The organism is Mycobacterium sp. IS-1496 (assembly GCF_001499995.1).
Classification (GTDB): domain Bacteria; phylum Actinomycetota; class Actinomycetes; order Mycobacteriales; family Mycobacteriaceae; genus Mycobacterium.
In genome coordinates, this window is the sequence record NZ_LQIU01000017.1 from 1 (window position 1) to 23,998 (window position 23,998).

The following is a 23,998-nucleotide window of genomic DNA, read 5'->3' on the forward strand; positions in this document are numbered from 1 at the left end:
TTGAGGCGGGGGAACGCCACGTCCGGGGCGCCGATCTGCAGCGGCAGCACCAGGTTCGCGAACCCGAACACGATCGGAGTGGCGTAGAACAGCAGCATGGCGGTGCCGTGCATGGTGAACAGCTGGTTGTACTGCTCATTGGACAGGAACTGCAGTCCGGGGACTGCCAGCTCGGCCCGCATGAACAACGCCATCAATCCACCGACCAGGAAGAACGTGAAGCAGGCGACGACGTACATGATCCCGATCAGCTTGTGATCGGTGGTCGTGATCAGCTTGTAGATCAGGTTGCCCTTGGGGCCGAGGCGCTCCGGGAACGGACGTCTGGCCACCAGCGGCTGGTGCAGAGTGGATTCGGTTGTCATGGGAACACCCCCGAAGGAACAACGCCCGACATCTTCGATGCTAGAACGTCTCCGCGAAGGTTGGCAGGCCAATACGCGAGGCGGGCCAAAGGTCAGCGGGGGAGGGGAGGCGCGGCCCCCGACCACCCGGGGAACGAGAAGGCCGCCGCGACCTCCGGTGTGGAGGACCGCGGCGGCCGTCTCGTTGTCGGATCTAGTGGTGACCGTTCGTCGAACCGTCGCCGTCGCCGTGGGCGGAACCGTTGGTGCCCTGCCGCTCCCGCAGCGCCGTGAGCGCTCGGCGATGTGAGGCGTGCTGGGCCTCGGTCAGCGCCTCGTGCTCGACGATCGGGTCGGCGAACAGGAAGCTGCCGCTGCCCGGCGCGCCGCCGGAACCCAGCTTGTTCATCCGCTTGGGCAGAGGAGCGCCCTGGTACTCCAACGGAATCGGATGCCCGTGGGCGTCGACCGGTCCGAGCGGCTGGTGCAGCTCGATGTACGCACCGTGCGGCAGCCGCTTGATGATGCCGGTCTCGATTCCGTGCTCGAGCACCTCGCGGTCGCTGCGCTGCAACGACACCGCCCACCGGTAGGTGGTGTAGTACACGATCACCGGCAGCACCACCATCGCGATACGGCCGATCCACGTCGTCGCGTTCAGCGAGATGTCGAACTTCAGCGCGATGATGTCGTTCATGCAGGCGAAGGTCAGCAGGATGTAGAAGGCCACCGCCATCGCGCCGATCGCGGTGCGGACCGGGGCGTCACGCGGACGTTGCAGCAGGTTGTGGTGCGCGTCGTCGCCGGTGAGCCTCTTCTCGAGGAACGGATACACCGTCAGCAGGCCGAGGATCAGGCCCATCAGCACCGCGATCCACACCGGCTGCGGAATCGTGTAGTTGCCGATGTAGAACTCCCACGCCGGCCACAACCGGATCAGGCCGTCGGTCCACATCATGTAGAAGTCCGGCTGGCTGCCCGCGGACACCTGAGACGGCTTGTAGGGGCCCAGGTTCCAGATCGGGTTGATCTGCAGCAGACCGCCCATCAGGCCGAGGATGCCCACGGTGAGCGCGAAGAAGGCACCCGACTTGACCGCGAACACCGGCATGACCCGCACGCCGACGACGTTCTTCTCGGTGCGGCCCGGCCCGGGGAACTGCGTGTGCTTCTGGAACCACACCAGCGCCAGGTGGGCGGCGATGAGCGCGAGCATGATGCCGGGGATCAGCAGGATGTGCAGCGCGTAGAGCCGCGGGATGATGATCGTGCCGGGGAAGTCGCCGCCGAACAGCGCCCAGTGCATCCAGGTGCCGACCACCGGGATGCCCATCGTGATGCCGGACAGGGCGGCCCGCAGGCCGGTGCCGGACAGCAGGTCGTCGGGCAGCGAGTAGCCGAAGAAGCCCTCGAACATCGCCAGGATCAGCAGAAGCGAGCCGATGACCCAGTTGGCCTCACGCGGCCGCCGGAACGCGCCGGTGAAGAAGATGCGGGCGAGGTGGACCATGATCGACGCGGCGAACAGCAGCGCCGCCCAGTGGTGGATCTGACGGACGAACAGTCCGCCACGGATCTCGAAGCTGATGTCGAGCGCCGAGGCGTACGCCCGCGACATCTCCACCCCGCGCAGCGGCTGGTAGACGCCGTCGTAGACGACCTCTGCCATCGACGGATCGAAGAACAGGGTGAGCCAGACGCCGGTGATCAACAGGATGATGAAGCTGTACAAGGCGATCTCACCCAGCAGGAACGACCAGTGGGTGGGGAAGACCTTGTTCAGCTGGCGACGGACCGCCGCCGACGGGTGGTAGCGCGAATCGATCGCGTTACCCTGCGCCGCGAGTCTGGCGGCCATCTTGGAACCACTCTGTGCGCTCATGATGTCTTCCGTTCCCAGAATGCAGGCCCGACGGGTTCGATGAAATCGCCGTTGGCGACCAGGTACCCGTCCTGGTCAATGGTGATGGGCAACTGCGCGAGGGCGCGCGCAGCCGGACCGAATATGGGTTTCGCGAAGTGCAACGCGTCGAACTGCGACTGGTGGCACGGGCACAGGATGCGGTGCGTCTGCTGTTCGTACAGCGACGACGGGCAACCCAGATGCGAGCAGATCTTGGTGTAGGCGAAGAACTCGCCGAAGTTGAAGCTCTCCTGGCCCTTGCGCTTGACCACCTTCGACATCTCTTCGGGCCGCAGACGGATGAGCATCACGGGATTGCGCACGCCCATGATGATCTCGGTCATCTTGTGGTGCGACTCGACCGTGGTGCCGTCACCGTCGGATTCGCGCCACGGGTACACCGTCTCCATACCGCCGGCGTCGAGATCCTCGGGCCGCATCTTGGCGAACGTCGGACCGTGGCCGGTGTTCCCGGTCGCCCGGGCCAGGAAGATCGTCTCGCCCTGGAACCGCGGGGTCCACCCGGAGGTCCACAGCACGGCCTTGGGGCCGTCGGCGGTCGGGACCACCGGCTTCCACGGGTTCTTGATGAGGCCGCCGATGAACGCCACCGCGGTGCCGAGGCCGAAGGCGCCGAGCCCGACTCCGAGCGAAACGCCGATCATCTTGCGGCGCTTGATGGTCGAGCCCTCGAGCGCGTCGGTCAGGTTCGCCGCCGCGGTCTTGCGCTGGATCTCGGGGGAGGCGCCGTCGTGGCGGTCCTGGATCGAGATCTCCTCGGGGATGAACCGCTTCTGGTAGAGCACCGCGCCGATGCCGATCGCGAGGATCGACAATCCGAAGAAGAGGCCGTAGAGCGGCGTGGTGAGCGAGTACAGGAACTCACCCTCGGAGCCGTAGGGCTGGTACTCCCACGGCCAGAACAGGAACACCAGCAGCAGGATCAGTCCGGACACGCCGCCGATCAGCAGCCAGGACGCCACCCCGCGCTCCGCGCGCTTCTCGGCGCGGGTGCCGGGCACCGGCCAGCGCGGTTCCTTGTAGACCGTCTCGACGCCGTCGAGCCTGCCGCCGAGTTCGACGAGTTCCTCACGGGACATCGCAGCCAGTTCGGCGTCGCTGGGCTGACCCGGCACGCCACCGTGGCCGGGGGCGTCGGTGCCCTTGGGGGCGCCACCCGGGGTGTTGGTCACCTGCTCTTCGTTCCGCTCGTCGCTCATGCCCGTGCCCCGATCCAGAGAGCCGCGCCGATGACGGCCACCATGCCGATGATCCACGCCGCCATACCCTCGGACACCGGGCCGAACCCGCCGAGGCCGTAGCCGCCGGGAGGCGGCGTCTTCCGCGACTCCTCGACGTAGGCGATGATGTCGCGCTTCTCCTCCGGCGAGAGTTGACGGTCGGAGAACTTGGGCATGTTCTGCGGGCCGGTCGACATCGCGGTGTAGGCCTGCGCGGGAGACGCCTGGAGTTCAGGCGCGTACTTGCCCGACGACAGGGCGCCGCCCCGGCCGGTGAAGTTGTGGCACGAGGCGCAGTTGAGCCGGAACAGGTCACCGCCGCGGGCGACGTTGTCGCCGATCAGGGACTGGTTGGCGATCTCGCCGTTCTCGTCGCGCGGGACGACGGGGCCGCCGCCGTTGGCCTGCACGTAGGCGCCGAGCGCATCGGTCTGCGCCTCGTCGAAGTCGGCCGGCTTGTCCGGGGCCTGGGCCTCGTTGCGGCGCGCGGGCATGCGGCCGGTCGAGACCTGGAAGTACACCGCCGCCTCACCGACACCGATCAGGCTGGGTCCGCGGTCCGCCACACCCTGCAGGTTGCTGCCGTGGCAGCTCACGCAGGACATGTCGTAGAGCTCCTTGCCGGTGCGCAGCAGGGCCGACTGTGACTCGTCGGCCACCGCCACCTGCGGTGCGGGCGTCAGCGTGGCGGCGACACCGCCCGCGACACCAAGTCCGACCAGCAGCAGCACCGCTGCCGACAGGCGCCGGCGGAACCGTCGGCGGGACTTGCTGATCATCGAACCCCTTCTCATCGGCTGCGGATCTTGTGAGCTCATGGGCGCGGAGTTCATCGGACGCATCGGCTTGCCGATCATCGGACGAAATAGATGACGGCGAACAGCGCGATCCACACGATGTCGACGAAGTGCCAGTAGTAAGACACGACGATCGCCGCGGTGGCCTGCGCCGGTGTGAACTTGCTCATCTTGGTGCGGGCGAGCAGGAACACGAAGGCGACCAGACCGCCGATCACGTGCAGGCCGTGGAATCCGGTGGCCAGGTAGAAGACCGAGCCGTAGGCGCTGCCCGGGATCGTCGTGCCCTCGTGCACCAGGTGGTAGTACTCGTAGAGCTGGCCGAGCACGAAGAACAGGCCCATCAGGAACGTCAGGACGTACCACCGGCGCAGGCCGAACACGTCACCGCGTTCGGCGGCGAAGACACCCATCTGGCACGTGAACGACGACGCGATCAGCACCAGCGTGACGGGTACCGCCAGCGCCAGGTTCAGTTCGGTCGGCGGGGGCGGCCACTCGCCGCCTGCCTGGGCGCGCGCGGTGAAGTACATCGCGAACAGTCCAGCAAAGAACATGAGCTCACTGGAAAGCCACACGATGGTGCCGACACTGACCATATTCGGCCTGTTCAGCGAATGCACGCGCGAAGTGATCGCGGTTCCCGAGGTCCCAACAGCACTCGTCACACATGAAGTATGACGCTTTGTAGTTGTCGAACTCCACCCGGGTCGCCTAAACGTCACAGTGTCGTTCGGAAGGATCGGGCGGACCTTTGGGAAGTTCCCGGGCGCCGTGGGAACATCGGCGCGTGACTGATACTCCCACGTGGCCGTCGATCCTGGGGCGGTTGACAACCGGACAGAATCTGGCGAGCGGGCAGGCCGGCTGGGCGATGGACCAGATCATGACCGGTGCGGCCACCCCGGCGCAGATCGCCGGGTTCGCGGTGGCGATGAAGCTCAAGCGCCCCACGTCCGCGGAAGTCACCGAATTGGCCGACGTGATGCTCAAGCACGCGCGCCGTATCCCCACCGACGTCATCGGCAACGAGACGGTCGACATCGTCGGCACCGGAGGCGACGGCGCCAACACCGTGAACCTGTCCACGATGGCGGCGATCGTGGTGGCCGCCGCGGGCGTCCCGGTGATGAAGCACGGCAACCGGGCCGCGTCCTCCCTCTCCGGCGGGGCCGACACGCTCGAGGCGCTCGGGGTCCGGATCGACCTGAGCCCCGATCAGGTGGCGGCCTCCGTCGCCGAAGTCGGTATCGGATTCGCCTTCGCCAACCACTTCCACCCGTCGTACAAGCACGCCTCGGCGGTGCGCCGGGAACTCGGCGTGCCGACGGTGTTCAACCTCCTCGGTCCGCTGACCAACCCCGCACGGCCCCGGGCCGGGCTGATCGGCTGCGCGTGGGCGGAGCTCGCCGAGGTGATGGCCGGGGTCTACGCCTCGCGCAACTCCAGCGTGCTGGTGGTGCACGGCGACGACGGCCTCGACGAACTGACCACCACCACCACGAGCACGATCTGGCGCGTGCAGGCCGGCACGGTCGAGCGGCTCACGTTCGACCCGGCGGCCTTCGGCTTCCAGCGCGCCCAGCTGTCCGAACTGGTCGGCGGCGACGCCGAACACAACGCCGCCGAGGTGCGGGCGGTGCTCGGCGGAGCCAAGGGTGCGGTGCGCGATGCGGTGGTCCTCAACGCCGCGGGCGCCATGGTCGCGCACGCCGGGCTATCCAGCGACGCCAAATGGGTGCCGGCCTGGGAGCGGGGACTGGCCCGCGCCACCGAGACCATCGACTCCGGGGCGGCCGAAAAGTTGCTCGCGCGTTGGGTGCGGTTCACGCAGAAGCTCTGACGGGTCGGTCTGTTCGGCGGCCAGCCGCGCCGAACGGGCCGTCTCCGCCCACGCCAGCCACCGACCGGCCGCGCCGATCGGCGTGGCGTATCCGGGGTCGCACCGCACGATCCGCACGCCGGGGCTGCTGAGCCAGCGGGTGATCAGCGCGGTCTCCTCGACCAGCGCACCGCCCAGCGGGGCGGCGTCGGGCAACACCGTCTGCGCCGCGGCGGTCAACGCGTCGACGACCGGCATCGGCGGCACCCCGCGGCGGGCGCAGCCTGCGGCGGCCAGGCGTCCGTGGCGCACCACCGCGAGATCCCACCCGCCACTGCCGTCCGGACGCGCCGCGACCAGTTCGGTCTGGCCGGCCAGCGCGCGCAGCCGCTGCCCGCGCCACAGCACCTCGATGCCCGTGGCGGCGTGGTCACGCAGCCGGGCCGCCGACTCGTAGCGGTTGACGGCGGCCAGCTCGGCGATCCCGTCGAGCACCGCGGCCAGCGCCGCATCGTCGCGGCCCTCGATGAGGTCGGCGGCGCGGCGGGGGGCGGGCGCGTACGCCGCGGCGTCGATGTCCCGCGGCGCCGGGCACGGCGACAGTTCCCGCTCGGCGCAGCCCGCCCCGTGCCGGGCCGCGCGGGCGAGCCGTGCGGTGCAGGTCCGCACACCGGTGAACCGGGCGAGCAGTTCGGCGGTCTGCACGGCGTCTGCGCGAGCCCGGAACGGACCCACCGCCGAACCGTGGCGCGGGGCGCGGACGACCGAGAACCGGGGAAAGGCCTCGTCGGTCAGCACCACCCACCACCAGCGCTGCGGGAATTTCGAACGCCGGTTGTAGGGCGGCGCGTGCGCGGCCAGCAGGCGCAGCTCACGCACACCCGCCTCGAGTTCGTGGGCGCATTCGACGTGGTCGACGCGGGTGGCCAGCGACGCCATCTCCTTCATCCGCGCCCGCGGATCGGCTCCGGTGAAGTACTGCCCGACCCGGCGGCGCAGGTCAACGGCGGTGCCGACGTAGAGGACCTCGTCACCGGGACCGCGGAACAGGTACACCCCCGGCCGGCGCGGCAGCCCGTCGGCCAGCCGGCGATTGCGGCGCTGCGCGGGGGTGACGTCCGGCAGGTAGGCGCGCAGGTCGGTGTAGCTGTGCACGCCCTGGTTGCCGATCCGCTCGATCAGCCCGTGCAGGACGTCCACCGTGGCGCGCGCGTCGTCGAGGGCCCGGTGTGTAGGAGTGGTCTTCGCATGGAACAGCTGCGCCAGTGCGGACAGCCGCACACTCGGCGCCTCTTCCCGGGTGAGCACGCGGCGGGCGAGCTTGACCGTGCAGAGTATCGGCGGACGCGGCCAGGTCAGCCGGCACTGTTCGGCGGCGGCCCGCAGGAAGCCGATGTCGAAACCGGCGTTGTGGGCGACCAGCACCGAGCCGCGCGCGAACTCGAGGAAGGAGGGCAGCACCGACTCGATGCGCGGGGCCGCGCAGACCATCGCGGTGGTGATGCCCGTCAGCGACACGATCTGCGGCGGTATCGCCCGCCCGGGGTCGACCAGGGTGGCCAACTCCCCGAGGACTTCGCCGCCGCGGACCTTCACGGCGCCGATCTCGGTGATGGCGTCCGCACGCTCACCCGTGGCGCGACCGCCGGTGGTCTCCAGATCGACGACGACGAAGGTGGTGTCCCGCAACGACAGTGACTCCATGTCGAAGGACAGCTGCTCGGCCGCGCGCCCTTCGGCACCGACGCTGCGCTGACCCATGCGAGAAACGTAGGGAACGGCACCGACACCGCGGCGGTGCCACGCGGGCCGCGGCGTTCTCGGACGGGTCGTGTCGGTGGGCGCCGCTAGCGTGCGGTCACCACCGATCGAAAGGACGGCCCATGGCACAGGGTCATCAACCGCGAAGCCACCGACCGCCAGGTCAGCCACCGGGCGGGGCGGACCCGGACACGGGTAACGACGCCGACACAGTGATCATCGACTGCGACGACTGTGCCGTGCGCGGCCCGGGGTGTCAGGACTGCGTCGTGAGTGTGCTGCTCGGGGTTCCCGAGACGTTGCTCGTCGACGAGCGCCGGGCCCTGGAAGTGCTGGCCGAGGCCGGATTGGCGCCGCGGCTGCGCCTGGTTCCGGTTCACCGGCAAAACAATTCGGGCGTTGCCTGAGGGGCGGTGCGGGGAGGGATCGGAACAAATCGCCCCTTGGCACCTGTTAAATTTGGCTCTCCTGTTGGACAAGCCCGATGCCGTTTCGTAACCTATCTGAGACCTAAGAGCAGTTCGAGGCGGCTCGTTACGCCAGTTTAAGGACGCAAAATCTTGAGGCTCGTTCGCGCGCAGTGGGGCATCCGTGTTCTCAAACGACCCGCCGTCGGTGCGATAGCGGCGCTGGCCATGTTCTCCTCGGTGCTGGCCGGCAGCGCGCTGGCCGACCCGGCCGACGACGCGTTGGCAAAGCTCAACGAGCTGTCGCGGCAGGCCGAACAGACCACCGAGGCCATGCACTCGGCGCAGCTCGAGCTCACCGACAAGCTGGCCGCGCAGCAGGCCGCCGAGGCCAGGCACACCGCCGACCTCGCCGCCGCCGACCGCGCCAAGGACCAGCTGGCCGACTTCCAGTCGGCGGTGAACAAGGTGGCCGCCACCCAGTACATGGGCGGCCGCACCGACGGGATGAGCGCGCTCTTCACCGCCGACTCTCCGCAGCAGTTCATCGACAAGATCTCGGTACAGCGGGTGATGGCCGGTGAGATGGCCGCGCGGATGGCGGGTTTCCGCGACGCGACATCCCGGGCCGCCGCCGCCGAGCAGGCTTCGGCACGGTCGGCCGCCGACGCCAAGACCGCCGCCGAACAGGCCGCCCAGGTCCGCGCCGATCTGCAGAACAAGCAGAGCCGGCTGCAGACCCAGATCGCCGTCGTCAAGTCCCAGTACGAGGCGCTGACGCCCACCCAGCGCGAGGCGCTGGCCGCGCTTCCGCCCGCGCCCCCGGTGCCGCCTGCCGCGGCGCCCCCCGCCCCGAACGATCCCGGTGTGCTGGCCGCGCCTCCCGGGGCCATCCCGCCGGGCGACATCGCCCCGCCGGCGCCGGGTGGGGCCACCCGAGCCGTCGCGGTGCAGGCCGCGCTCAGCCGCATCGGTTCGCCGTACTCATGGGGCGGATCCGGCCCGAACGCGTTCGACTGCTCCGGTCTGGTGATGTGGGCCTTCCAGCAGGAGGGCATCTCGCTTCCGCACTCCAGCCAGGCGCTGGCCCGTGGCGGGCAGCCGGTGTCGACGGACCAGATGCAGCCCGGTGACCTCGTCACCTACTACTCCGATGCCTCGCACGTCGGCATCTACATCGGCGACGGGATGATGGTCCACGCCTCGACCTACGGCACCCCGGTGCGCGTGGCTCCGGTGAACAACGCGCCGATCCACAACGTGCGTCGCTACTGATTCCCGTGGCCACCGGGCCCGGCTCCACCCGACCCCGGCGGGTCCTGCTCGCGCTGCTGCTGGCCGAGTTCGTCTCCGCCGTCCTGCTGCTCGACCGGGCGCACCCTCCGGCCGCACCGCCGCCGCTCGCCGCCACGGTCGTCGAACAGCCGACGGCCGCCGGCCCCACCGCCGTCACCACGCAGCTGCCCGACGGACGCCGCGCGGAGTTCGTCGCGCTCGGCGGGACCCGCAGCGCGACGCTGCTGTCCCGGATCGCCGCCGAACTCCCGGCGGCCGCCGACGCGGTGACCGGCTTCTGGGGTCCGGACTGGCGGCAGGAGATCGTCATCGTCGCGACGGGTTCGGACCCGCAGTTCGAGGCGCTCGCCGGCGGGGGAGCCGACATCGCGGCCGCGACCACCGCCGACCGGATCCTGTTCGCCCCGGGGGCCGCCGCGATGACCGACGAGTCCCTGCGCATCGTGCTGCGCCACGAACTGTTCCACCACGCGGTGCGCGAGCAGACCGCCGCCGATGCACCGCGCTGGCTGACCGAAGGTGTCGCCGACTATCTGGCCCGTCCGCGCGACGCGGCGCCCGCGCCGGATGCGGTACCCACCCTGCCCACCGACAGTGACCTCGACACCCCCGGCCCCACCCGCTCGCTCGCCTACGACCGGGCGTGGCGGTTCGCCGCCTACGTCGCCGACCACTACGGTCCCGAACGGCTGCGGGCGCTGTACGTGCGGGCGTGCGGGCCCGGCCATCTCGACGTCGCCGCGGCGGTGCGGGACACGCTCGGCGCCGACCTCGACGAGGTGCTGGCCGGGTGGCGGCACTGGCCGCAGGGTTAGCCTGAGCTCCGATGTCCCGAGTCCTGCTGGTCACCAACGACTTTCCGCCGCGCGCCGGCGGTATCCAGAACTACCTCGAGGCGTTCGTCGACCACGTCGTGGCGGCGGGCGCGCACCAGGTGACCGTCTACGCCCCGGCGTGGAAGAACGCCGCGGATTACGACCGTGCGGCCGCCTACGAGGTGGTGCGCCACCCCGGCACCCTGATGCTGCCCGAACCGTCGGTGGCGGGCCGGATGCGCGGCCTCATCGCGAGCCATGACATCGACACCGTGTGGTTCGGCGCGGCGGCCCCGCTGGCCCTGCTCACGCCGATCGCCCGGCGTGCCGGCGCCGCCCGGGCGATCGCCAGCACGCACGGCCACGAAGTGGGCTGGTCGATGCTGCCGGTGGCGCGGACGGCGCTGCGCCGCATCGGCGACGACACCGATGTGGTGACCTTCGTCAGCCGCTACACCCGCAGCCGGTTCGCCGGGGCGTTCGGACCGCACGCCGCGCTGGAACACCTGCCGCCCGGGGTGGACACCGAGCGGTTCGCCCCCGATCCCGCCGCGCGCGCCGACCTGCGGGCCCGCTACGGCCTCGGTGACCGCCCCGTCGTGCTCTGCCTGTCGCGACTGGTGCCCCGCAAGGGGCAGGACATGCTGATGAAGGCCATGCCCGCGATCCGGCGCCGGGTGCCGGATGCGGTGCTGGTGATCGTCGGAGGCGGTCCGTACCGCGCCGCGCTGGAACGCCTGGCCCGCGAGCGCGGTGTCGGCGCGCACGTGTGCTTCACCGGCGGCGTCCCGGGCGAGGAACTGCCCGCCCACCACGCGATGGCCGACGTGTTCGCGATGCCGTGCCGGACCCGCGGCGCCGGTCTGGACGTCGAAGGGCTCGGCATCGTCTATCTGGAGGCCTCGGCGACCGGGGTGCCGGTGGTGGCGGGACGCTCGGGCGGCGCGCCGGAGACCGTCCGCGACGGTGAGACCGGGCTCGTCGTCGACGGCACCGACGTCGGTGCGGTGGCCGCCGCGGTCGGCGATCTGCTCGCCGACCCGGCGCGGGCGACCGCGATGGGTGACGCCGGCAGGCGGTGGGCACTGCAGAACTGGCAATGGCCGACGCGCGCCGCCCGGCTCACCGAACTGCTCTAACTGCTGTAGAGCGCCTCGATGTCGTCGGCGAACTTCTCGACGACGACCTTGCGCTTGACCTTCAGCGTCGGGGTCAGCTCACCGGTGTCCTCGGTGAAGTCCACCGGCAGAACCCGGAACTTGCGGATCGCCTCGGCCTTGGACACGGCCTGGTTGGCCTGCTTGACCGCGGTGTCGATCTCGGCGATCAGATCGGGATCGGTGGCGAGGTCGCCGACCGAGGCGCCGGATAGCTTGCCGTTGCGCTGTTTCCAGCCCTCGAACGCCTCGGTGTCGATGGTGATCAGCGCGCCGACGAACGGCCGGGCGTCACCGACGGCCATCGCCTGGCTGATCAGCGGATGGGCTCGCAACTGGTCCTCCATGACCGCGGGCGCGACGTTCTTGCCGCCGGCGGTCACGATGATCTCCTTCTTGCGCCCGACGATCGTGAGGAATCCGTCTTCGTCGATGGCGCCCAGGTCGCCGGTGTGGAACCAGCCGTCGGTGAAGACCTTCGCGGTCTCCTCCTCGTTGCGCCAGTAGCCGCCGAACACCACGCCGCCCTTGACCAGCAGCTCGTTGTCGTCGCCGAGTCGCATGCTGTTGCCGGGCAGCAGCTTGCCCACCGACCCGATCCTGATGTCGTCGATCCGGTTCACGGTGATCGCCGCGCTGGTCTCGGTCAGGCCGTAACCCTCGTAGATGGTCAGCCCGACGCCGCGGTAGAAGTGGCCGAGGCGTGCGCCCAGCGGTGCGCCGCCCGAGATCGCGGCGTGGCAGTCCCCGCCGAGCGCGGCGCGCAGCTTGCCGTAGACCAGCCGGTCGAACAGCGCGTGGCGGGCGCGCAGCAGCAGGCCCGGTCCGCGCCCGGCCTTGGCACCGCTCGCGTCCAGGGCGCGGCTGTACTCGATCGCCGTCGCGGCGGCGATGTCGAAGATGCGGCCCTTCCCGTCGTTGCGGGCGTTCTGCTCGGCGGTGTTGTACACCTTCTCGAAGACTCGTGGCACCGACACCACCAGCGTCGGCTTGAACACCCCGAACATCGGGACGAGGTTCTTGATGTCGCTGGTGAAGCCGAGGGTGCCCTTGTTGGCGAACGCGGCGATCGTGATCGCGCGGGCCAGCACATGGGCCAGCGGCAGGAACACCAGCATGCGCTCGCCCTTGGCGAGCTGGGTCGGGAAGCAGCTCTTGGCGCCGCGGATCTCGTAGACCAGGTTGGCGTGGGTGAGCTGGCAGCCCTTCGGCCTTCCGGTGGTGCCCGAGGTGTAGATCATGGTGGCCGGTTGGGCGGACCGGATCCCGGCGAGCCGGTTGTCGAGTTCGTCGGGTGCCACCTGCCCGCCCGCCTCGGCCAGCGCCTCGAGCGCACCGGGTCCGGAACCCTCGATGCGCAGCACCGTGCGCAACTCGGGCAGGTCGTCCCTGAGTTGTTCGATCCTGTCGGCGTGGGCGTCGTTCTCGGCGATCACCAGCACCGCACCCGAGTCCGACAGCACCCAACGGACCTGTTCGACCGAGGAGGTCTCGTAGATCGGAACGGTCAGCGCGCCGACGGCCAGGATCGCGAAGTCGAGGATCGGCCACTCGTAGCGGGTCGCGGACAGCAGCGCGACGCGGTCACCGGGCTGCACGCCCGAGGCGATCAGACCCAGTGCGGCCGAACGGATCTGCGCGGCGGCCTCGGCGCACGTCACGTCCGTCCACGTGCCGTCGACCAACCGGCGGAAGATGATGTGGCCGGGGTCGTCGCGCTCGTGGTCGAAGACCGCGCTGACGACGGTGTCGTGCTCACCCACGGTGAACGGTGCGGGCACACTGAACTCAGGCACGGCTTTTAGCCTAGTCGGCCGCTGCGCCGCGGCGAGGGGCCGTGTGTGAAGCTTGGGAGACGATGAACAGCATCCAGATCGCCGACGAGACGTTCGTCGCCGCCGAACCCGCTGACGTGGGCCGGGCCGTCGCCGAACCGGCCAACTGGCGGCGCTGGTGGCCGGACCTGCGCCTGACCGTCGTGGAGGACCGGGGACCGGTCGGGCATCGCTGGACCGTGACCGGCGCACTGATCGGGACCATGGAGGTCTGGCTGGAACCGTCGCTGGACGGCGTGATCCTGCACTACTTCCTGCACGCCGAACCGGCGGGCGTCTCTGCGCGGCAACTGGCGAAGACGAACCTGGCCAAGGCGAACCACGCGCGGCGTGTAGCAGGTAAGAAGATGGCGTTCGAGCTCAAGCGGACCCTGGAGGCATCACGGCCGGTGGGGGTGTCGCGGCTGTCCTGACGATGGGTACAGCCGCGGACGTGAGGGTACATTTCGGCTTGAGGAGGGCGGGTACGTGGCGGACAAGACGGCGCAGACGATCTACATCGAGGCCGATCCTGCGACGGTGATGGACGTCATCGCCGACATCGGGTCCTATCCCGACTGGGTCAAGGAGTACCGGGAGACCGAGGTGCTCGACACCGACGCCGAGGGATACCCGAAGACCGCTCGGATGGTGCTCGACGCAGCCGTGCTGAAGGACACCATGGTGCTGGCCTACGAGTGGCCCGCCGACCGGAATTCGGTGACGTGGACGCTGGTCTCGAGTTCTTTGCTGAAATCCCTCGAGGGCGCCTACCGCCTGGCGCCCAAGGGGTCGGGTACCGACGTCACCTACGAGCTCGCGGTCGACCTGATGATCCCGATGATCGGTCTGCTCAAACGCAAGGCGGAGCGCAGGCTGACCGAGACGGCGCTCAAGGATCTGAAGAAACGGGCCGAGGCTGAGTGAACTCCAGTGGCGCCGCGGCCCGCATCAGCCTGTTCGTCGGCAAGGGCGGGGTAGGTAAGTCCACGCTCGCGACGGCCACGGCCGTCCGCGAGGCGCGGGCGGGTGGGCGGGTGCTGATCGTGTCCACCGACCAGGCGCACTCGACCGGTGACGTGCTGGGGGCGACGGTGACCCCGACCGGGCGGCGGGAACCGACCCGCATCCTCGCCGATCTCGACGCCGGCATACCGGACGCCGGTGGCTCGCTCGACGCGCTGGCCCTCGACACGTTGGCGCTGCTCACCGAGAGGTGGCGGGACGTCGCCGCGCGCTTCCCCGACTCCGACCTCAATGACATTGCGCCAGAGGAACTCTCGGCGTTACCCGGAGTGCAGGAGGTGCTCGGCCTGCACGAGGTCGCGGAGCTGGCGGCGAGCGGTCTGTGGGAGCACGTCGTGGTCGACTGCGCCTCCACCGCCGATGCGCTGCGCATGCTGACGCTGCCCGGCACGCTCGCGCTCTACCTCGAGCGGGCGTGGCCGCGGCACCGCAGGCTGTCCCGGGGCGCCGACGATGCGGCGTCGGCAGCGATGGTGGATCTCGTGGAGCGCATCGATGCGGCCACCCAGCGGTTGACCGTCCTGCTCGCCGACGCGTCGCAGGTCAGCGCGCATCTGGTGCTCACCGCCGAGCGGGTGGTGGCCGCCGAGGCGTCCCGCACGCTGGGCTCGTTGGCGCTGATGGGCGTACGGGTCGCCGAACTGATCGTCAATCAGGTTCTGCTGCAGGATGATTCGTTCGAGTATCGGAACCTGCCCGAACATCCGGCGTTCGACTGGTACGCCGAACGCATCTCCGAGCAGAAGACGGTGCTCGACCACCTCGACACCGCGATCGGGGATGTGGCGCTGGTGCTGGTGCCCCACCTGCCCGGCGAGCCGATCGGCCCCAAGGCGCTGGGGGAGCTGCTCGACGCCGCCCGCAGGCGCGACGGATCGGCCCCGCCTGCGCCGGTCCGGCCGGTCGTCGACCGTGAGTCGGGAACCGGCCTCGATGCGGTGTACCGATTGCGGTTAGAGTTGCCGCAGGTCGATCCCGGCGAGCTCACGCTGGGCCGGGTCGACGACGACCTGATCATCGGCGCAGGCGGTATGCGGCGCCGGGTCCGACTCGCATCCGTGCTGCGCAGGTGCATCGTCACCGACGCGGCACTGCGGGGAAGCGAGCTGACGGTGCGATTTCGACCGAACCCGGAGGTGTGGCCGGCATGAGTGCTGAACATCCCGACCTCGGTCCCGAACTGAGGGCGCTGGCGCAGTCGATCCTCAACCGCCTCGACCCCGCGATCCGGTTCGCCGCCGCCCGTGCGGCCGGCAGCGGCGGGGAGCGGACCGGCAGCTGCCAGCAGGTGTGGTGCCCGGTGTGTGCGCTGGCCGCGCTGGTCCAGGGTGAACAGCACCCGCTGCTCAACGTCGTCGCCGAACACAGCGTCGCGCTGCTCGACGTGGTCCGCGCGCTCGTCGACGACATCGACGCGACGACCCCGCCGCCCCCCTCACCGCCGACCCCGCCGTCTCCACCACCGCCGCCACCGCCGTCCGGCGAGCCGCCCGGCCCGGGTCGCTATCAGCACATTCCGGTGACCGTGCAGGAGTGAGGTCCGCGCTGTGGTCGTGTTCTCACCGCCTGGGTAAAGTTGTCGCAGAGCACCGTCCGGTGCGCCCGATGCGGAGGGTCCATGTGGTATTGGCTGTTCAAGTACGTCTTCATGGGCCCGTTGCTGACCCTGCTCGGCCGTCCCAAAGTGCAAGGGCTGGAATACCTTCCCCGCTCCGGCGCCGCCATCCTGGCCAGTAACCACCTCGCCGTCGCCGACAGCTTCTACCTTCCGCTGGTGGTCAGCAGGCGCATAACGTTCCTGGCCAAGGCGGAGTACTTCACCGGAACCGGGCTCAAGGGCTGGTTCCAGCGCTGGTTCTACACCGTCGCCGGCCAGGTGCCGATCGACCGGACCGATGCGGACTCCGCGAAGAGTGCCCTGACCACCGCGCAGCGCATACTCGACGAGGGCAAACTGCTCGGCATGTATCCCGAGGGCACCCGCTCACCCGACGGACGGCTCTACAAGGGCAAGACCGGTCTGGCCCGGCTCGCGCTGGAGACCGGCATGCCGGTGATCCCGGTCGCGATGATCGGCACCGACGTCGTCAACCCGCCCGGCAGCAAGATGTGGCGGTTCGGCAAGGTCGAGGTCAAATTCGGCAAGCCGATGGACTTCACCCGGTTCGAGGGTCTCGCGGGCAACCGTTTCATCGAGCGGGCCGTCATCGACGAGGTCATGTACGAGCTGATGCGGCTCTCCGGTCAGGAGTACGTCGACCTCTACGCCGCCGACGTCAAGGAAGGCACCGCGGTCGCTCAGCCGGCCGCGCGACTGCCCGAGGCCGCCGCGGGCTGAACTGGCCTGACGGGGTCCGTGCGGTGGGTCGCCCGCGCGGCCAGCGTGCCCGCGGCCGCGATGACCAGCAGCGCCCACCACACGTAGGAGCCGCCGGCCAGCTGGCGCCACAGCGACGCCGAGGTCTCCCGGTGTTCGGGCAGCAGGGTGATCGGCGACCACACCGTCAGCGCGCAACCGAGTGCCCCGGCGACGGCCAGCCCGAGGTGCCGGGTGCGGTAGGCCACCACGAGAGTCACCAGCACCGTGGGCAGCGACCACACCCAGTGGTGTGACCACGACACCGGCGAGACCACCAGGCCGAACATCGCGACGCAGACCAGGGCCAGCACCGGTTCCTCGGCACGCAGTGCACGGCGCGCCGCCCAGACGGTCAGCCCCAGCACCGCGAAGCACGCCAGCACCCACAGGGCGAACCGGAGGTCCTCGCCGACCCCCAGGCGAGCCAGCGTGCCCGCGATGTTCTGGTTGGTGTTCAACGTGGCCGCGCCGATGCGGTCGGTGTTGCGTACCGTCGCGGTCCAGTACTCCCAGGAGTCGCGCCAGGCCAGCGCGAACCCGAGCACCATGAGCGCGACGGCCGAGGCCGCGCTCACCAGCAGTGCCCGGGTGTCGCGGCGCAGCAGGAAGTACAGCAGGAACACCGCCGGGGTGAGCTTGAGCGCGATGGCCACCCCGACCAGGACCCCGCGCGGCCACGGGGTGCGCCGGGGCACGCAGTCGGCGATCACCAGCGTCATCAGCACGACGTTGATCTGGCCGAAGTTGAAGTTGGCCTCGATCGGTTCGACGTGGATCACCGCGACCGCCACGATCGCGGCGGCCAGCCACACCCGCCTGCCGGGCGTCCACACGTCGAGCCGGGTCAGCACGATGAGCACCGCTACGACCAGCAGCAGCAGGGTGATCGCGGTGATCACGACGCTCGCCGCAGGCAGTGACATCAGCGCGAACGGCGAGAAGACGATCGCCGCGAGCGGGGGATAGGTGAACGGCAGGTCGAGGCCGCCCTGAGTGGCGAACATCGCGCCGTCGGCGTAGAGCGGGCGGCCGTCGAGCCAGGCCCGGCCGCCCATCCGGTAGACATCGATGTCGATCCGGTACGGCGTCTCACCGAGCAACCGCCAGCCGGCCCAGCCGAGTGCGACCAGGGTGAGAAGGCAGAACGTCCGCCACGCGAAGGTTGGCGCCCAAGCAGGCGACCGCCGAATACTCATGTCGCCGACCAGCCTATCTGTGGGCTCCGGCGAGTCGGACGCCATCCCGGTCGCGCCACGCGCAGGTCGGCGTAAGTTTTCGGGCGTGCACCTGACCCTGCAGCTGGACTTCCTCACCCTCGATCGCCTGCCGCTGCTGTGTTGCCTGGTCGCCTTCATCCTCACCTTCTTCGTGACGCGCACGATCGTGCGCTACATCCGGCGTCACGCCGGCAGCGACGCCCCACGCAAGTGGTGGCAGCCCCGCAACATCGCCGGCGCGGGTGGCACGCACATCCACCACGTCGTCATCGGGGTGATTCTCGTGATGGTGTCGGGACTCACCATGGTGACGCTGGCCGTCAACGGGGGGGTGCCCGAATTCACCGCTGCGGCAACCGTTTTCGGGATCGGCGCCGCGCTGGTGCTCGACGAGTACGCGCTGATCCTGCACCTGTCGGACGTGTACTGGTCCGAGGACGGCCGCACCTCCGTGGACGCCGTCTTCGCCGCCGTCGCGGTGGCGGGCCTTCTCATCCTGGGGTTCAATCCACTGTCGTTCTTCGACGTCGGCATCTGGCGCGACGACCACAGCGTGGTGGCGCGCGCGACGGTCATCGCGCTGGCGGTCGCGACGCTGATGCTGGCGATGGTGGTGCTGGCCAAAGGAAAGGTGTGGACCGGGCTGGTGGGCATGTTCATCACACCCCTGCTGTTCGTCGGCGCGCTGCGGCTGTCCCGGCCGCACGCCCCGTGGGCCCGCTGGCGCTACACGAACCGGCCCCGCAAGATGCACCGGGCGCTGGAACGCGAACGCTGGCTGCGCCGGCCCGTGGTGCAGGCCAAGCTGTGGCTGCAGGACGCCATCGCCGGGATGCCGAAGTTCCCCGACGACGCGAAGGTCGACGAACAGCTGGACCGTGAGATCCACGCCGCGCCCGCCCCGCAGAAGGTCCCCGCGGCCGAGAAGGCCGCCGCAGTTCAGAAGACCAGGGTCTAGATGCGCTTCTTCTACGACACCGAGTTCATCGACAACGGCCGCACCATCGAGCTCATCTCGATCGGCGTGGCCGCCGAGGACGGCCGCGAGTACTACGCGGTGTCGACCGAATTCGACCCGGAACGCGCAGGCAGCTGGGTCCGCAAGCACGTCCTGCCGAAGCTGCCGTCGCCTGCGTCGAAGTCGTGGCGGTCACGACGCGAGATCCGCTCCGAACTCGAGGACTTCTTCGGCATCGACGGGGACGAGCCGATCGAGCTGTGGGCCTGGGTGGGCGCCTACGACCACGTGGTGCTCTGCCAGCTGTGGGGGCCGATGACCGCGCTGCCGCCCGCGATACCCCGGTTCACCCGGGAGCTGCGCCAGTTCTGGGAGGACCAGGGCTCACCGCGGATGCCCCCGCGGCCCCGCGACTCCCACGACGCGCTGGTCGACGCCAAGCACAACCTGCTGCGCTACCAGGTGATGACCGGAACAGCGGGGCGCGACGGCCGGTCCCGGCGCTGACTTACCATTGACGGGTGAACTGGACCGTCGACATCCCCATCGACCAGCTCCCGGACCTGCCACCCCTGCCGGACGAGCTGCGTCACCGCCTCGATTCCGCGCTGGCCAAGCCGGCGGTACAGCAGCCGAGCTGGGACGCCGACGCCGCGAAGGCCATGCGCACGGTCCTCGAGAGCGTCCCGCCGGTCACGGTGCCCTCGGAGATCGAGAAGCTCAAGGGTCTGCTCGCCGACGTCGCCCGCGGCGAGGCGTTCCTGCTGCAGGGCGGCGACTGCGCCGAGACGTTCGTCGACAACACCGAACCGCACATCCGCGCCAACATCCGGACCCTGCTGCAGATGGCCGTCGTGCTCACCTACGGCGCCAGCATGCCGGTGGTCAAGGTGGCGCGCATCGCCGGCCAGTACGCCAAACCGCGCTCGTCGGACATCGACGCCCTGGGGCTGAAGTCCTACCGCGGCGACATGATCAACGGGTTCGCCCCCGACGCCGCCGCGCGCCAGCACGACCCGTCGCGGCTCGTGCGCGCCTACGCGAACGCCAGCGCCGCGATGAACCTGGTGCGGGCCCTCACCTCGTCGGGGATGGCGTCGCTGCAGAGTGTGCACGACTGGAACCGCGAATTCGTGCGGACCTCCCCGGCCGGCGCCCGCTACGAGGCGCTCGCCGGCGAGATCGACCGCGGTCTGCGCTTCATGGGCGCCTGCGGGGTCGACGACATCAACCTGCAGACCGCCGAGATCTTCGCCAGCCACGAAGCGCTGGTCCTGGACTACGAGCGGGCCATGCTCCGGTTGTCGACGGACTTCCCGGCCCACGATCCGGAGCCGCGGCTCTACGACCTGTCCGCGCACTACGTGTGGATCGGCGAGCGCACGCGCCAGCTCGACGGCGCGCACATCGCGTTCGTGGAGACCATCGCCAACCCGATCGGCATCAAGCTCGGGCCGACGACCACCCCGGAGCTCGCCGTCGAGTACGTCGAGCGGCTCGATCCGCAGAACCAGCCCGGCCGGCTGACCCTGGTCACCCGGATGGGCAACAGCAAGGTGCGCGACCTGCTGCCGCCGATCATCGAGAAGGTGGAGGCCAGCGGTCACCAGGTGATCTGGCAGTGCGATCCGATGCACGGCAACACCCACGAGTCCTCGACCGGGTACAAGACCCGCCACTTCGACCGCATCGTCGACGAGGTGCAGGGCTTCTTCGAGGTGCACCGCGCGCTGGGCACGCATCCGGGTGGCATCCACGTCGAGATCACCGGTGAGAACGTCACCGAATGCCTCGGTGGCGCGCAGGACATCTCCGACAGCGATCTGGCCGGGCGGTACGAGACCGCGTGCGATCCGCGGATGAACACCCAGCAGAGCCTCGAGCTGGCGTTCCTCGTCGCGGAGATGCTGCGCGACTGACGCCCGCGCGGCGCCGCGCGATCAGATCAGGCTGTCGAGGTTGCTGCCGAGCGCCCATGCGCCGGCGGCGAGCAGACCGGTCAGCGTGATGATCGCGACGACCCAGAACAGCAACGCGCGCTTGGCCCGCTGGCGGGCCCAGTAGAACTCGTCGATGTCGATGCCCGCGAATCGCCCTGCCGGATAGTCGATCTCACCGGAGTCGCGGGTGAACACCCGGGTGTGCTGGCGCGGCGGAGTCGAGGGCGGACGCGTGGTCGTGTCGGTCGCGGCCTGCTGCTCGGTGAGTTGGCTGTGGTACAGCACCGCCGACGCGTGCTGGGCGGAGTGGCGCGGCGCGGGCACCCGGAACGGCGGCAACCGCAGTTCCTCGGCGATCTCCTCCAGGTCCTCTCCCATGTCGAGCGCGTCGGCGTAACGGCCCGCCGGGTCGCGGGCGGTGGCGCGCAGCACCAGGTCGTCGAATTGCGGTGGCACACCGGCGATCACCGAACTCGGCGGCGGCACGTCGTTGTCCATGCGCTGATACGCCACCGCGAGGGCGCTGTCCCCGGTGAACGGGGTGACGCCGGTGAGCAGTTCGAAGGCCATGACGCCGACGGAATACACGTCGCTGCGCGGGCCTGCGTTCCCGGTGCCGACCTGTTCGGGGGACAGATAGGCCGCCGTGCCGAGGATCACGCTCGTGGAGGTGATCTTGGCCTCGGCGACGGCACGCACCAGGCCGAAGTCGGCGATCTTGACCTCACCGTCGTCGGAGATCAGCACGTTCTCCGGTTTGACGTCACGGTGCACGAGCCCGGCGCGGTGCGCCACGGCCAGCCCCGACAGCACGGGCGCCAGCACGGCGGCCGCGGCGTGCGGCGGCATGGGGCCGCGTTCGCGCAACAGTTCGCGCAGCGTGCCGCCCTCGACGAGTTCCATGACCAGAAACGGATACTGGCCGTCGAGGCCCTGGTCGTAGACCGCCACCAGCCCGGGATCCTTGAGCCGCGCCACCGCCCGCGCCTCCCGCTGGAAGCGGGTGAGGAACTGGTGGTCCCCGGAGTAGCGCGGGTCCATGACCTTCAGCGCGACGGGCCGGTCCAGTCGGACGTCGAGACCCCGGTACACCGTGGACATGCCGCCGGTGGCGATCGGCGCGTCGACGCGGTAGCGGCCGTCGAGTACGGCGCCGACGAGCGGGTCCGACTGCGGGTAGGCCTCCACCGAAGACATGTTACGAGTCGCGCCGGTGGCCCTAGACTCAGTGCGTGAGCAGCATTCCGGCGGCAGACGACGTCCTCGATCCCGATGAGCCCGTCTACGACCTGCCCGCGGTCGCCGACCTGCTCGGCATGCCGGTGACGCGGGTCCACCATCTCCTGCGGCAGGGCCAGTTGCTGGCCGTGCGGCGCGACGGGAAGTTCGTGGTGCCGCAGATGTTCTTCGACCGGCACGGTCACGTGGTGAAACCGTTGCCCGGTCTGCTCGTGGTGCTGCGCGACGGCGGCTACCGCGACAACGAGATCGTCCGGTGGTTGTTCACCCCCGACCCGTCGCTGACCATCAGCCGGGACGGGTCCACCGAACGGATCGCCAACGCCAGACCGGTCGACGCACTGCACTCACACCAGGCGCGTGAGGTGCTCAGGCGGGCTCAGGCTCTGGCTTACTGACCGCCCCGCGGTCGTCGCTTCTCGCCAGCGCATACCACGCCACCACCGCGCATCCCGCGGCGAGCAGGACGTGCAGCCACGAGTACATGCCGTGCGCCCCATCGGGTTTGAAGATCACCATGATCCACGTGGAGAACCCGGCGATCAGCGCGATCGACCGTCTCGACTGAGCCAGCGCGGAGACCACCGCCAACGGCCAGGTGTAGTACCAGGGCAGTGCGGCGGGCACGAACAGCACGACCACGAGCATCACCGAGGCGATGCCGATCAGCGCTTCGCGGTCGTCGTGCCGGAACCGCCACCACAGCAGCGGCAGCGCGATCACGATGATCGTCAGCCCGATGATGCGGGTGACGTCGATGACGGCGTAGAAGTTCACCGGCAGGAACAGCCCCACCACCGCGTTGGTCAGGTTCGCCACCGCGGTCGGCACCGTCAGCCAGTTGATGATCTTGACGTTGCCGGCCGCCAGCGCGGTCAGCCAGCCCAGGCCGACACCGGCGACCCAGGACAGGACCGCGAAGACGGCGACGAAGATCAGCAGCGCGGCGGCGGTGGCGGTCGCGAAGGCCCGCGGGGCGCCGTAGCCGCGACGGTCGCGTAGCTGTCGCATCCAGATCCACACCGTGAACGGCAGTGCCAGCCCGGCCGTCGCTTTCACCGCGACGGCGACGACGATCACCGCGACGCCGGCCGCCGGGCGCTTGTTCAACAACAGGGCCAGCCCGGCCATCATCAGCCCGACCATCAGCATCTCGTTGTGGACGCCGCCCATGAGGTGGATGATCACCAGCGGGTTGAGCACGCAGATCCACAGCGCCGCAGCGCCGCTCGCGCCGACGTGGCGGGCCACCCGGGGCGCCGCCCAGATCAGCAATATCAGGCCGGGCAGCATGCACAGCCGCAGCAGCATCGTGCCGGCCACCACGTGTTCGCCGACGATCATGGTGACGAACTTCGCGACCATGATGAATGCCGGGCCGTACGGAGCCGTGGTCGTGGTCCAGATGGGGCTGACGTCGTCGAGCAATGGGTTGGGGTTGGCGATCGGGCCGACGACGTAGGGGTCGAAGCCGTCGCGCAGCAGCGCTCCCTGCGCCAGGTACGAGTAGGTGTCGCGGCTGAACACCGGGACGCTCAGCAACAGCGGCGCCAGCCAGAACCCGGTGGTGGCGACCATGGTGTACTCGTCGGCCGTCCGGTCGATGACGCGGCGGCCCAACCACAGCCAGGCCGCCAGCATGATCGCGACGCCACTCCACAGCAGCAGCGAGGACAACACCAGGCCGTGGCCGAAGCGCAGCCACGACAGGTGCAGGGTTTCCAGCAGGGGATCGTGCACCCTGGTGCTGCCCGCGCCGAGCCCGCCGGCCGTGATCAGCGCCGCGCCAACGAAACCGAGCAGGGCGGGTCTGGCGGACGGCGACGTGGCGAATGCGACCAGCCGGGAGACGTGGTGCGCCACGCCGCGTTTCGGCGTCTCGGTCGAAGTGGGTGTGACCAT

At 69.8% G+C, this 23,998-nt stretch carries 23 protein-coding genes and 1 pseudogene; 14 read left to right on the plus strand and 10 right to left on the minus strand.

Annotation, left to right across the window (positions count from 1 at the left end):
• The 5 genes from AU195_RS10990 to ctaE form a co-directional block, all read right to left on the minus strand.
• The coding region (locus tag AU195_RS10990) for a cbb3-type cytochrome c oxidase subunit I (RefSeq protein WP_172800544.1) at nucleotides 1–365 on the minus strand (365 nt) is incomplete at its 3' end.
• Nucleotides 366–558: 193 nt separating this feature from the next.
• Nucleotides 559–2,226, minus strand: a complete 1,668-nt coding sequence (gene qcrB, locus AU195_RS10995; protein WP_059159105.1) for a cytochrome bc1 complex cytochrome b subunit — start codon at nucleotides 2,224–2,226, stop codon at nucleotides 559–561.
• Complete coding sequence (qcrA, locus tag AU195_RS11000; RefSeq protein WP_059159106.1) at nucleotides 2,223–3,467, minus strand: cytochrome bc1 complex Rieske iron-sulfur subunit; 1,245 nt, start codon at nucleotides 3,465–3,467, stop codon at nucleotides 2,223–2,225. The genes qcrB and qcrA overlap by 4 nt, the downstream gene beginning before the upstream one ends.
• Nucleotides 3,464–4,330, minus strand: a complete 867-nt coding sequence (gene qcrC / locus AU195_RS11005) for a cytochrome bc1 complex diheme cytochrome c subunit (RefSeq protein ID WP_502687335.1) — start codon at nucleotides 4,328–4,330, stop codon at nucleotides 3,464–3,466. The genes qcrA and qcrC overlap by 4 nt, the downstream gene beginning before the upstream one ends.
• 11 nt (nucleotides 4,331–4,341) lie before the next feature.
• Complete coding sequence (gene ctaE / locus AU195_RS11010; RefSeq protein ID WP_059159107.1) at nucleotides 4,342–4,953, minus strand: aa3-type cytochrome oxidase subunit III; 612 nt, start codon at nucleotides 4,951–4,953, stop codon at nucleotides 4,342–4,344.
• Between the two features lie 86 nt (nucleotides 4,954–5,039).
• Between ctaE and trpD the strand changes: the two genes are divergently transcribed.
• Nucleotides 5,040–6,128, plus strand: a complete 1,089-nt coding sequence (gene trpD, locus AU195_RS26070) for an anthranilate phosphoribosyltransferase (protein WP_059159108.1) — start codon at nucleotides 5,040–5,042, stop codon at nucleotides 6,126–6,128.
• Here the strand turns inward: trpD and AU195_RS25180 are convergent.
• Nucleotides 6,066–7,868 (minus strand): annotated as a pseudogene (locus tag AU195_RS25180) (DEDD exonuclease domain-containing protein); the annotation flags it as partial. The gene trpD and the pseudogene AU195_RS25180 overlap by 63 nt on opposite strands.
• 122 nt (nucleotides 7,869–7,990) lie before the next feature.
• Here AU195_RS25180 and AU195_RS11020 point away from each other — a divergent pair.
• The 4 genes from AU195_RS11020 (at nucleotide 7,991) to AU195_RS11035 (ending at nucleotide 11,525) form a co-directional block, all read left to right on the plus strand.
• Nucleotides 7,991–8,275 (plus strand): hypothetical protein, encoded by a 285-nt coding sequence (locus tag AU195_RS11020; RefSeq protein ID WP_059159109.1) that lies wholly within the window; start codon nucleotides 7,991–7,993, stop codon nucleotides 8,273–8,275.
• Between the two features lie 153 nt (nucleotides 8,276–8,428).
• A complete protein-coding gene (ripC, locus tag AU195_RS11025) occupies nucleotides 8,429–9,550 on the plus strand; it encodes a peptidoglycan hydrolase RipC (protein ID WP_059159110.1) in 1,122 nt (373 codons plus the stop codon).
• A 5-nt stretch (nucleotides 9,551–9,555) separates the two neighbouring features.
• Nucleotides 9,556–10,386: a gluzincin family metallopeptidase gene (locus tag AU195_RS11030; RefSeq protein WP_059159111.1), complete on the plus strand. Its 831-nt coding sequence runs from the start codon at nucleotides 9,556–9,558 to the stop codon at nucleotides 10,384–10,386.
• An 11-nt stretch (nucleotides 10,387–10,397) separates the two neighbouring features.
• A complete protein-coding gene (locus AU195_RS11035; RefSeq protein ID WP_059159112.1) occupies nucleotides 10,398–11,525 on the plus strand; it encodes a glycosyltransferase family 4 protein in 1,128 nt (375 codons plus the stop codon).
• Here the strand turns inward: AU195_RS11035 and AU195_RS11040 are convergent.
• A complete protein-coding gene (locus AU195_RS11040; RefSeq protein WP_059159113.1) occupies nucleotides 11,522–13,339 on the minus strand; it encodes an AMP-dependent synthetase/ligase in 1,818 nt (605 codons plus the stop codon). The two genes, AU195_RS11035 and AU195_RS11040, sit on opposite strands and share 4 nt — an antisense overlap.
• A 62-nt stretch (nucleotides 13,340–13,401) precedes the next feature.
• Here AU195_RS11040 and AU195_RS11045 point away from each other — a divergent pair, with 62 nt between their 5' ends.
• From AU195_RS11045 to AU195_RS11065, 5 genes are all read left to right on the plus strand, one after another.
• Nucleotides 13,402–13,791 (plus strand): polyketide cyclase / dehydrase and lipid transport, encoded by a 390-nt coding sequence (locus tag AU195_RS11045; RefSeq protein ID WP_059159114.1) that lies wholly within the window; start codon nucleotides 13,402–13,404, stop codon nucleotides 13,789–13,791.
• Between the two features lie 55 nt (nucleotides 13,792–13,846).
• Entirely contained in the window at nucleotides 13,847–14,284 is a 438-nt protein-coding gene (locus AU195_RS11050; RefSeq protein WP_059159115.1) for an SRPBCC family protein, read from the plus strand.
• Nucleotides 14,281–15,534, plus strand: a complete 1,254-nt coding sequence (locus AU195_RS11055) for an ArsA family ATPase (protein WP_059159116.1) — start codon at nucleotides 14,281–14,283, stop codon at nucleotides 15,532–15,534. Before AU195_RS11050 ends, AU195_RS11055 begins: the two co-directional genes overlap by 4 nt.
• On the plus strand, nucleotides 15,531–15,920 hold the full coding sequence (locus tag AU195_RS11060; protein WP_059159172.1) for a hypothetical protein: 390 nt from the start codon (nucleotides 15,531–15,533) through the stop codon (nucleotides 15,918–15,920). The genes AU195_RS11055 and AU195_RS11060 overlap by 4 nt, the downstream gene beginning before the upstream one ends.
• Before the next feature lie 81 nt (nucleotides 15,921–16,001).
• Nucleotides 16,002–16,721, plus strand: coding sequence for a lysophospholipid acyltransferase family protein (locus tag AU195_RS11065; RefSeq protein ID WP_059159117.1), 720 nt, complete (start codon nucleotides 16,002–16,004; stop codon nucleotides 16,719–16,721).
• Here AU195_RS11065 and AU195_RS11070 read toward each other — a convergent pair.
• Nucleotides 16,682–17,938: a glycosyltransferase 87 family protein gene (locus AU195_RS11070; RefSeq protein WP_059159118.1), complete on the minus strand. Its 1,257-nt coding sequence runs from the start codon at nucleotides 17,936–17,938 to the stop codon at nucleotides 16,682–16,684. The genes AU195_RS11065 and AU195_RS11070 overlap by 40 nt on opposite strands.
• A gap of 85 nt (nucleotides 17,939–18,023) precedes the next feature.
• On the opposite strand from AU195_RS11070, the gene AU195_RS11075 reads away from it, so the two are divergent.
• The 3 genes from AU195_RS11075 to AU195_RS11085 are packed head-to-tail and all read left to right on the plus strand — an operon-like array spanning nucleotide 18,024 to nucleotide 20,836.
• A complete protein-coding gene (locus tag AU195_RS11075; protein WP_059159119.1) occupies nucleotides 18,024–18,917 on the plus strand; it encodes a hypothetical protein in 894 nt (297 codons plus the stop codon).
• Nucleotides 18,918–19,424, plus strand: a complete 507-nt coding sequence (locus tag AU195_RS11080; protein WP_059159120.1) for a polyadenylate-specific 3'-exoribonuclease AS — start codon at nucleotides 18,918–18,920, stop codon at nucleotides 19,422–19,424.
• A gap of 14 nt (nucleotides 19,425–19,438) precedes the next feature.
• Nucleotides 19,439–20,836: a class II 3-deoxy-7-phosphoheptulonate synthase gene (locus tag AU195_RS11085; RefSeq protein ID WP_059159121.1), complete on the plus strand. Its 1,398-nt coding sequence runs from the start codon at nucleotides 19,439–19,441 to the stop codon at nucleotides 20,834–20,836.
• Nucleotides 20,837–20,857: 21 nt separating this feature from the next.
• Here AU195_RS11085 and AU195_RS11090 read toward each other — a convergent pair whose 3' ends face one another.
• The gene (locus tag AU195_RS11090) at nucleotides 20,858–22,054 is read right to left on the minus strand and encodes a protein kinase domain-containing protein (RefSeq protein WP_059159122.1); all 1,197 of its coding nucleotides are present in this window, start codon (nucleotides 22,052–22,054) and stop codon (nucleotides 20,858–20,860) included.
• A 35-nt stretch (nucleotides 22,055–22,089) separates the two neighbouring features.
• On the opposite strand from AU195_RS11090, the gene AU195_RS11095 reads away from it, so the two are divergent.
• Nucleotides 22,090–22,494, plus strand: a complete 405-nt coding sequence (locus AU195_RS11095) for an Rv2175c family DNA-binding protein (protein WP_059159123.1) — start codon at nucleotides 22,090–22,092, stop codon at nucleotides 22,492–22,494.
• Here the strand turns inward: AU195_RS11095 and AU195_RS11100 are convergent.
• Nucleotides 22,466–23,998, minus strand: a complete 1,533-nt coding sequence (locus tag AU195_RS11100; RefSeq protein WP_059159124.1) for an alpha-(1->6)-mannopyranosyltransferase A — start codon at nucleotides 23,996–23,998, stop codon at nucleotides 22,466–22,468. The two genes, AU195_RS11095 and AU195_RS11100, sit on opposite strands and share 29 nt — an antisense overlap.

Coding starts and splice junctions, on each gene's coding strand:
- qcrB (WP_059159105.1), bottom strand. CDS start 2,226: ATGAGCGCACAGAGTGGTTCCAAGATGGCCGCCAGACTCGCGGCGCAG.
- qcrA (WP_059159106.1), bottom strand. CDS start 3,467: ATGAGCGACGAGCGGAACGAAGAGCAGGTGACCAACACCCCGGGTGGC.
- qcrC (WP_502687335.1), bottom strand. CDS start 4,330: ATGCGTCCGATGAACTCCGCGCCCATGAGCTCACAAGATCCGCAGCCG.
- AU195_RS11020 (WP_059159109.1), top strand. CDS start 7,991: ATGGCACAGGGTCATCAACCGCGAAGCCACCGACCGCCAGGTCAGCCA.
- AU195_RS11035 (WP_059159112.1), top strand. CDS start 10,398: ATGTCCCGAGTCCTGCTGGTCACCAACGACTTTCCGCCGCGCGCCGGC.
- AU195_RS11045 (WP_059159114.1), top strand. CDS start 13,402: ATGAACAGCATCCAGATCGCCGACGAGACGTTCGTCGCCGCCGAACCC.
- AU195_RS11060 (WP_059159172.1), top strand. CDS start 15,531: ATGAGTGCTGAACATCCCGACCTCGGTCCCGAACTGAGGGCGCTGGCG.
- AU195_RS11065 (WP_059159117.1), top strand. CDS start 16,002: ATGTGGTATTGGCTGTTCAAGTACGTCTTCATGGGCCCGTTGCTGACC.
- AU195_RS11070 (WP_059159118.1), bottom strand. CDS start 17,938: ATGAGTATTCGGCGGTCGCCTGCTTGGGCGCCAACCTTCGCGTGGCGG.
- AU195_RS11080 (WP_059159120.1), top strand. CDS start 18,918: ATGCGCTTCTTCTACGACACCGAGTTCATCGACAACGGCCGCACCATC.
- AU195_RS11090 (WP_059159122.1), bottom strand. CDS start 22,054: ATGTCTTCGGTGGAGGCCTACCCGCAGTCGGACCCGCTCGTCGGCGCC.
- AU195_RS11100 (WP_059159124.1), bottom strand. CDS start 23,998: ATGGTCACACCCACTTCGACCGAGACGCCGAAACGCGGCGTGGCGCAC.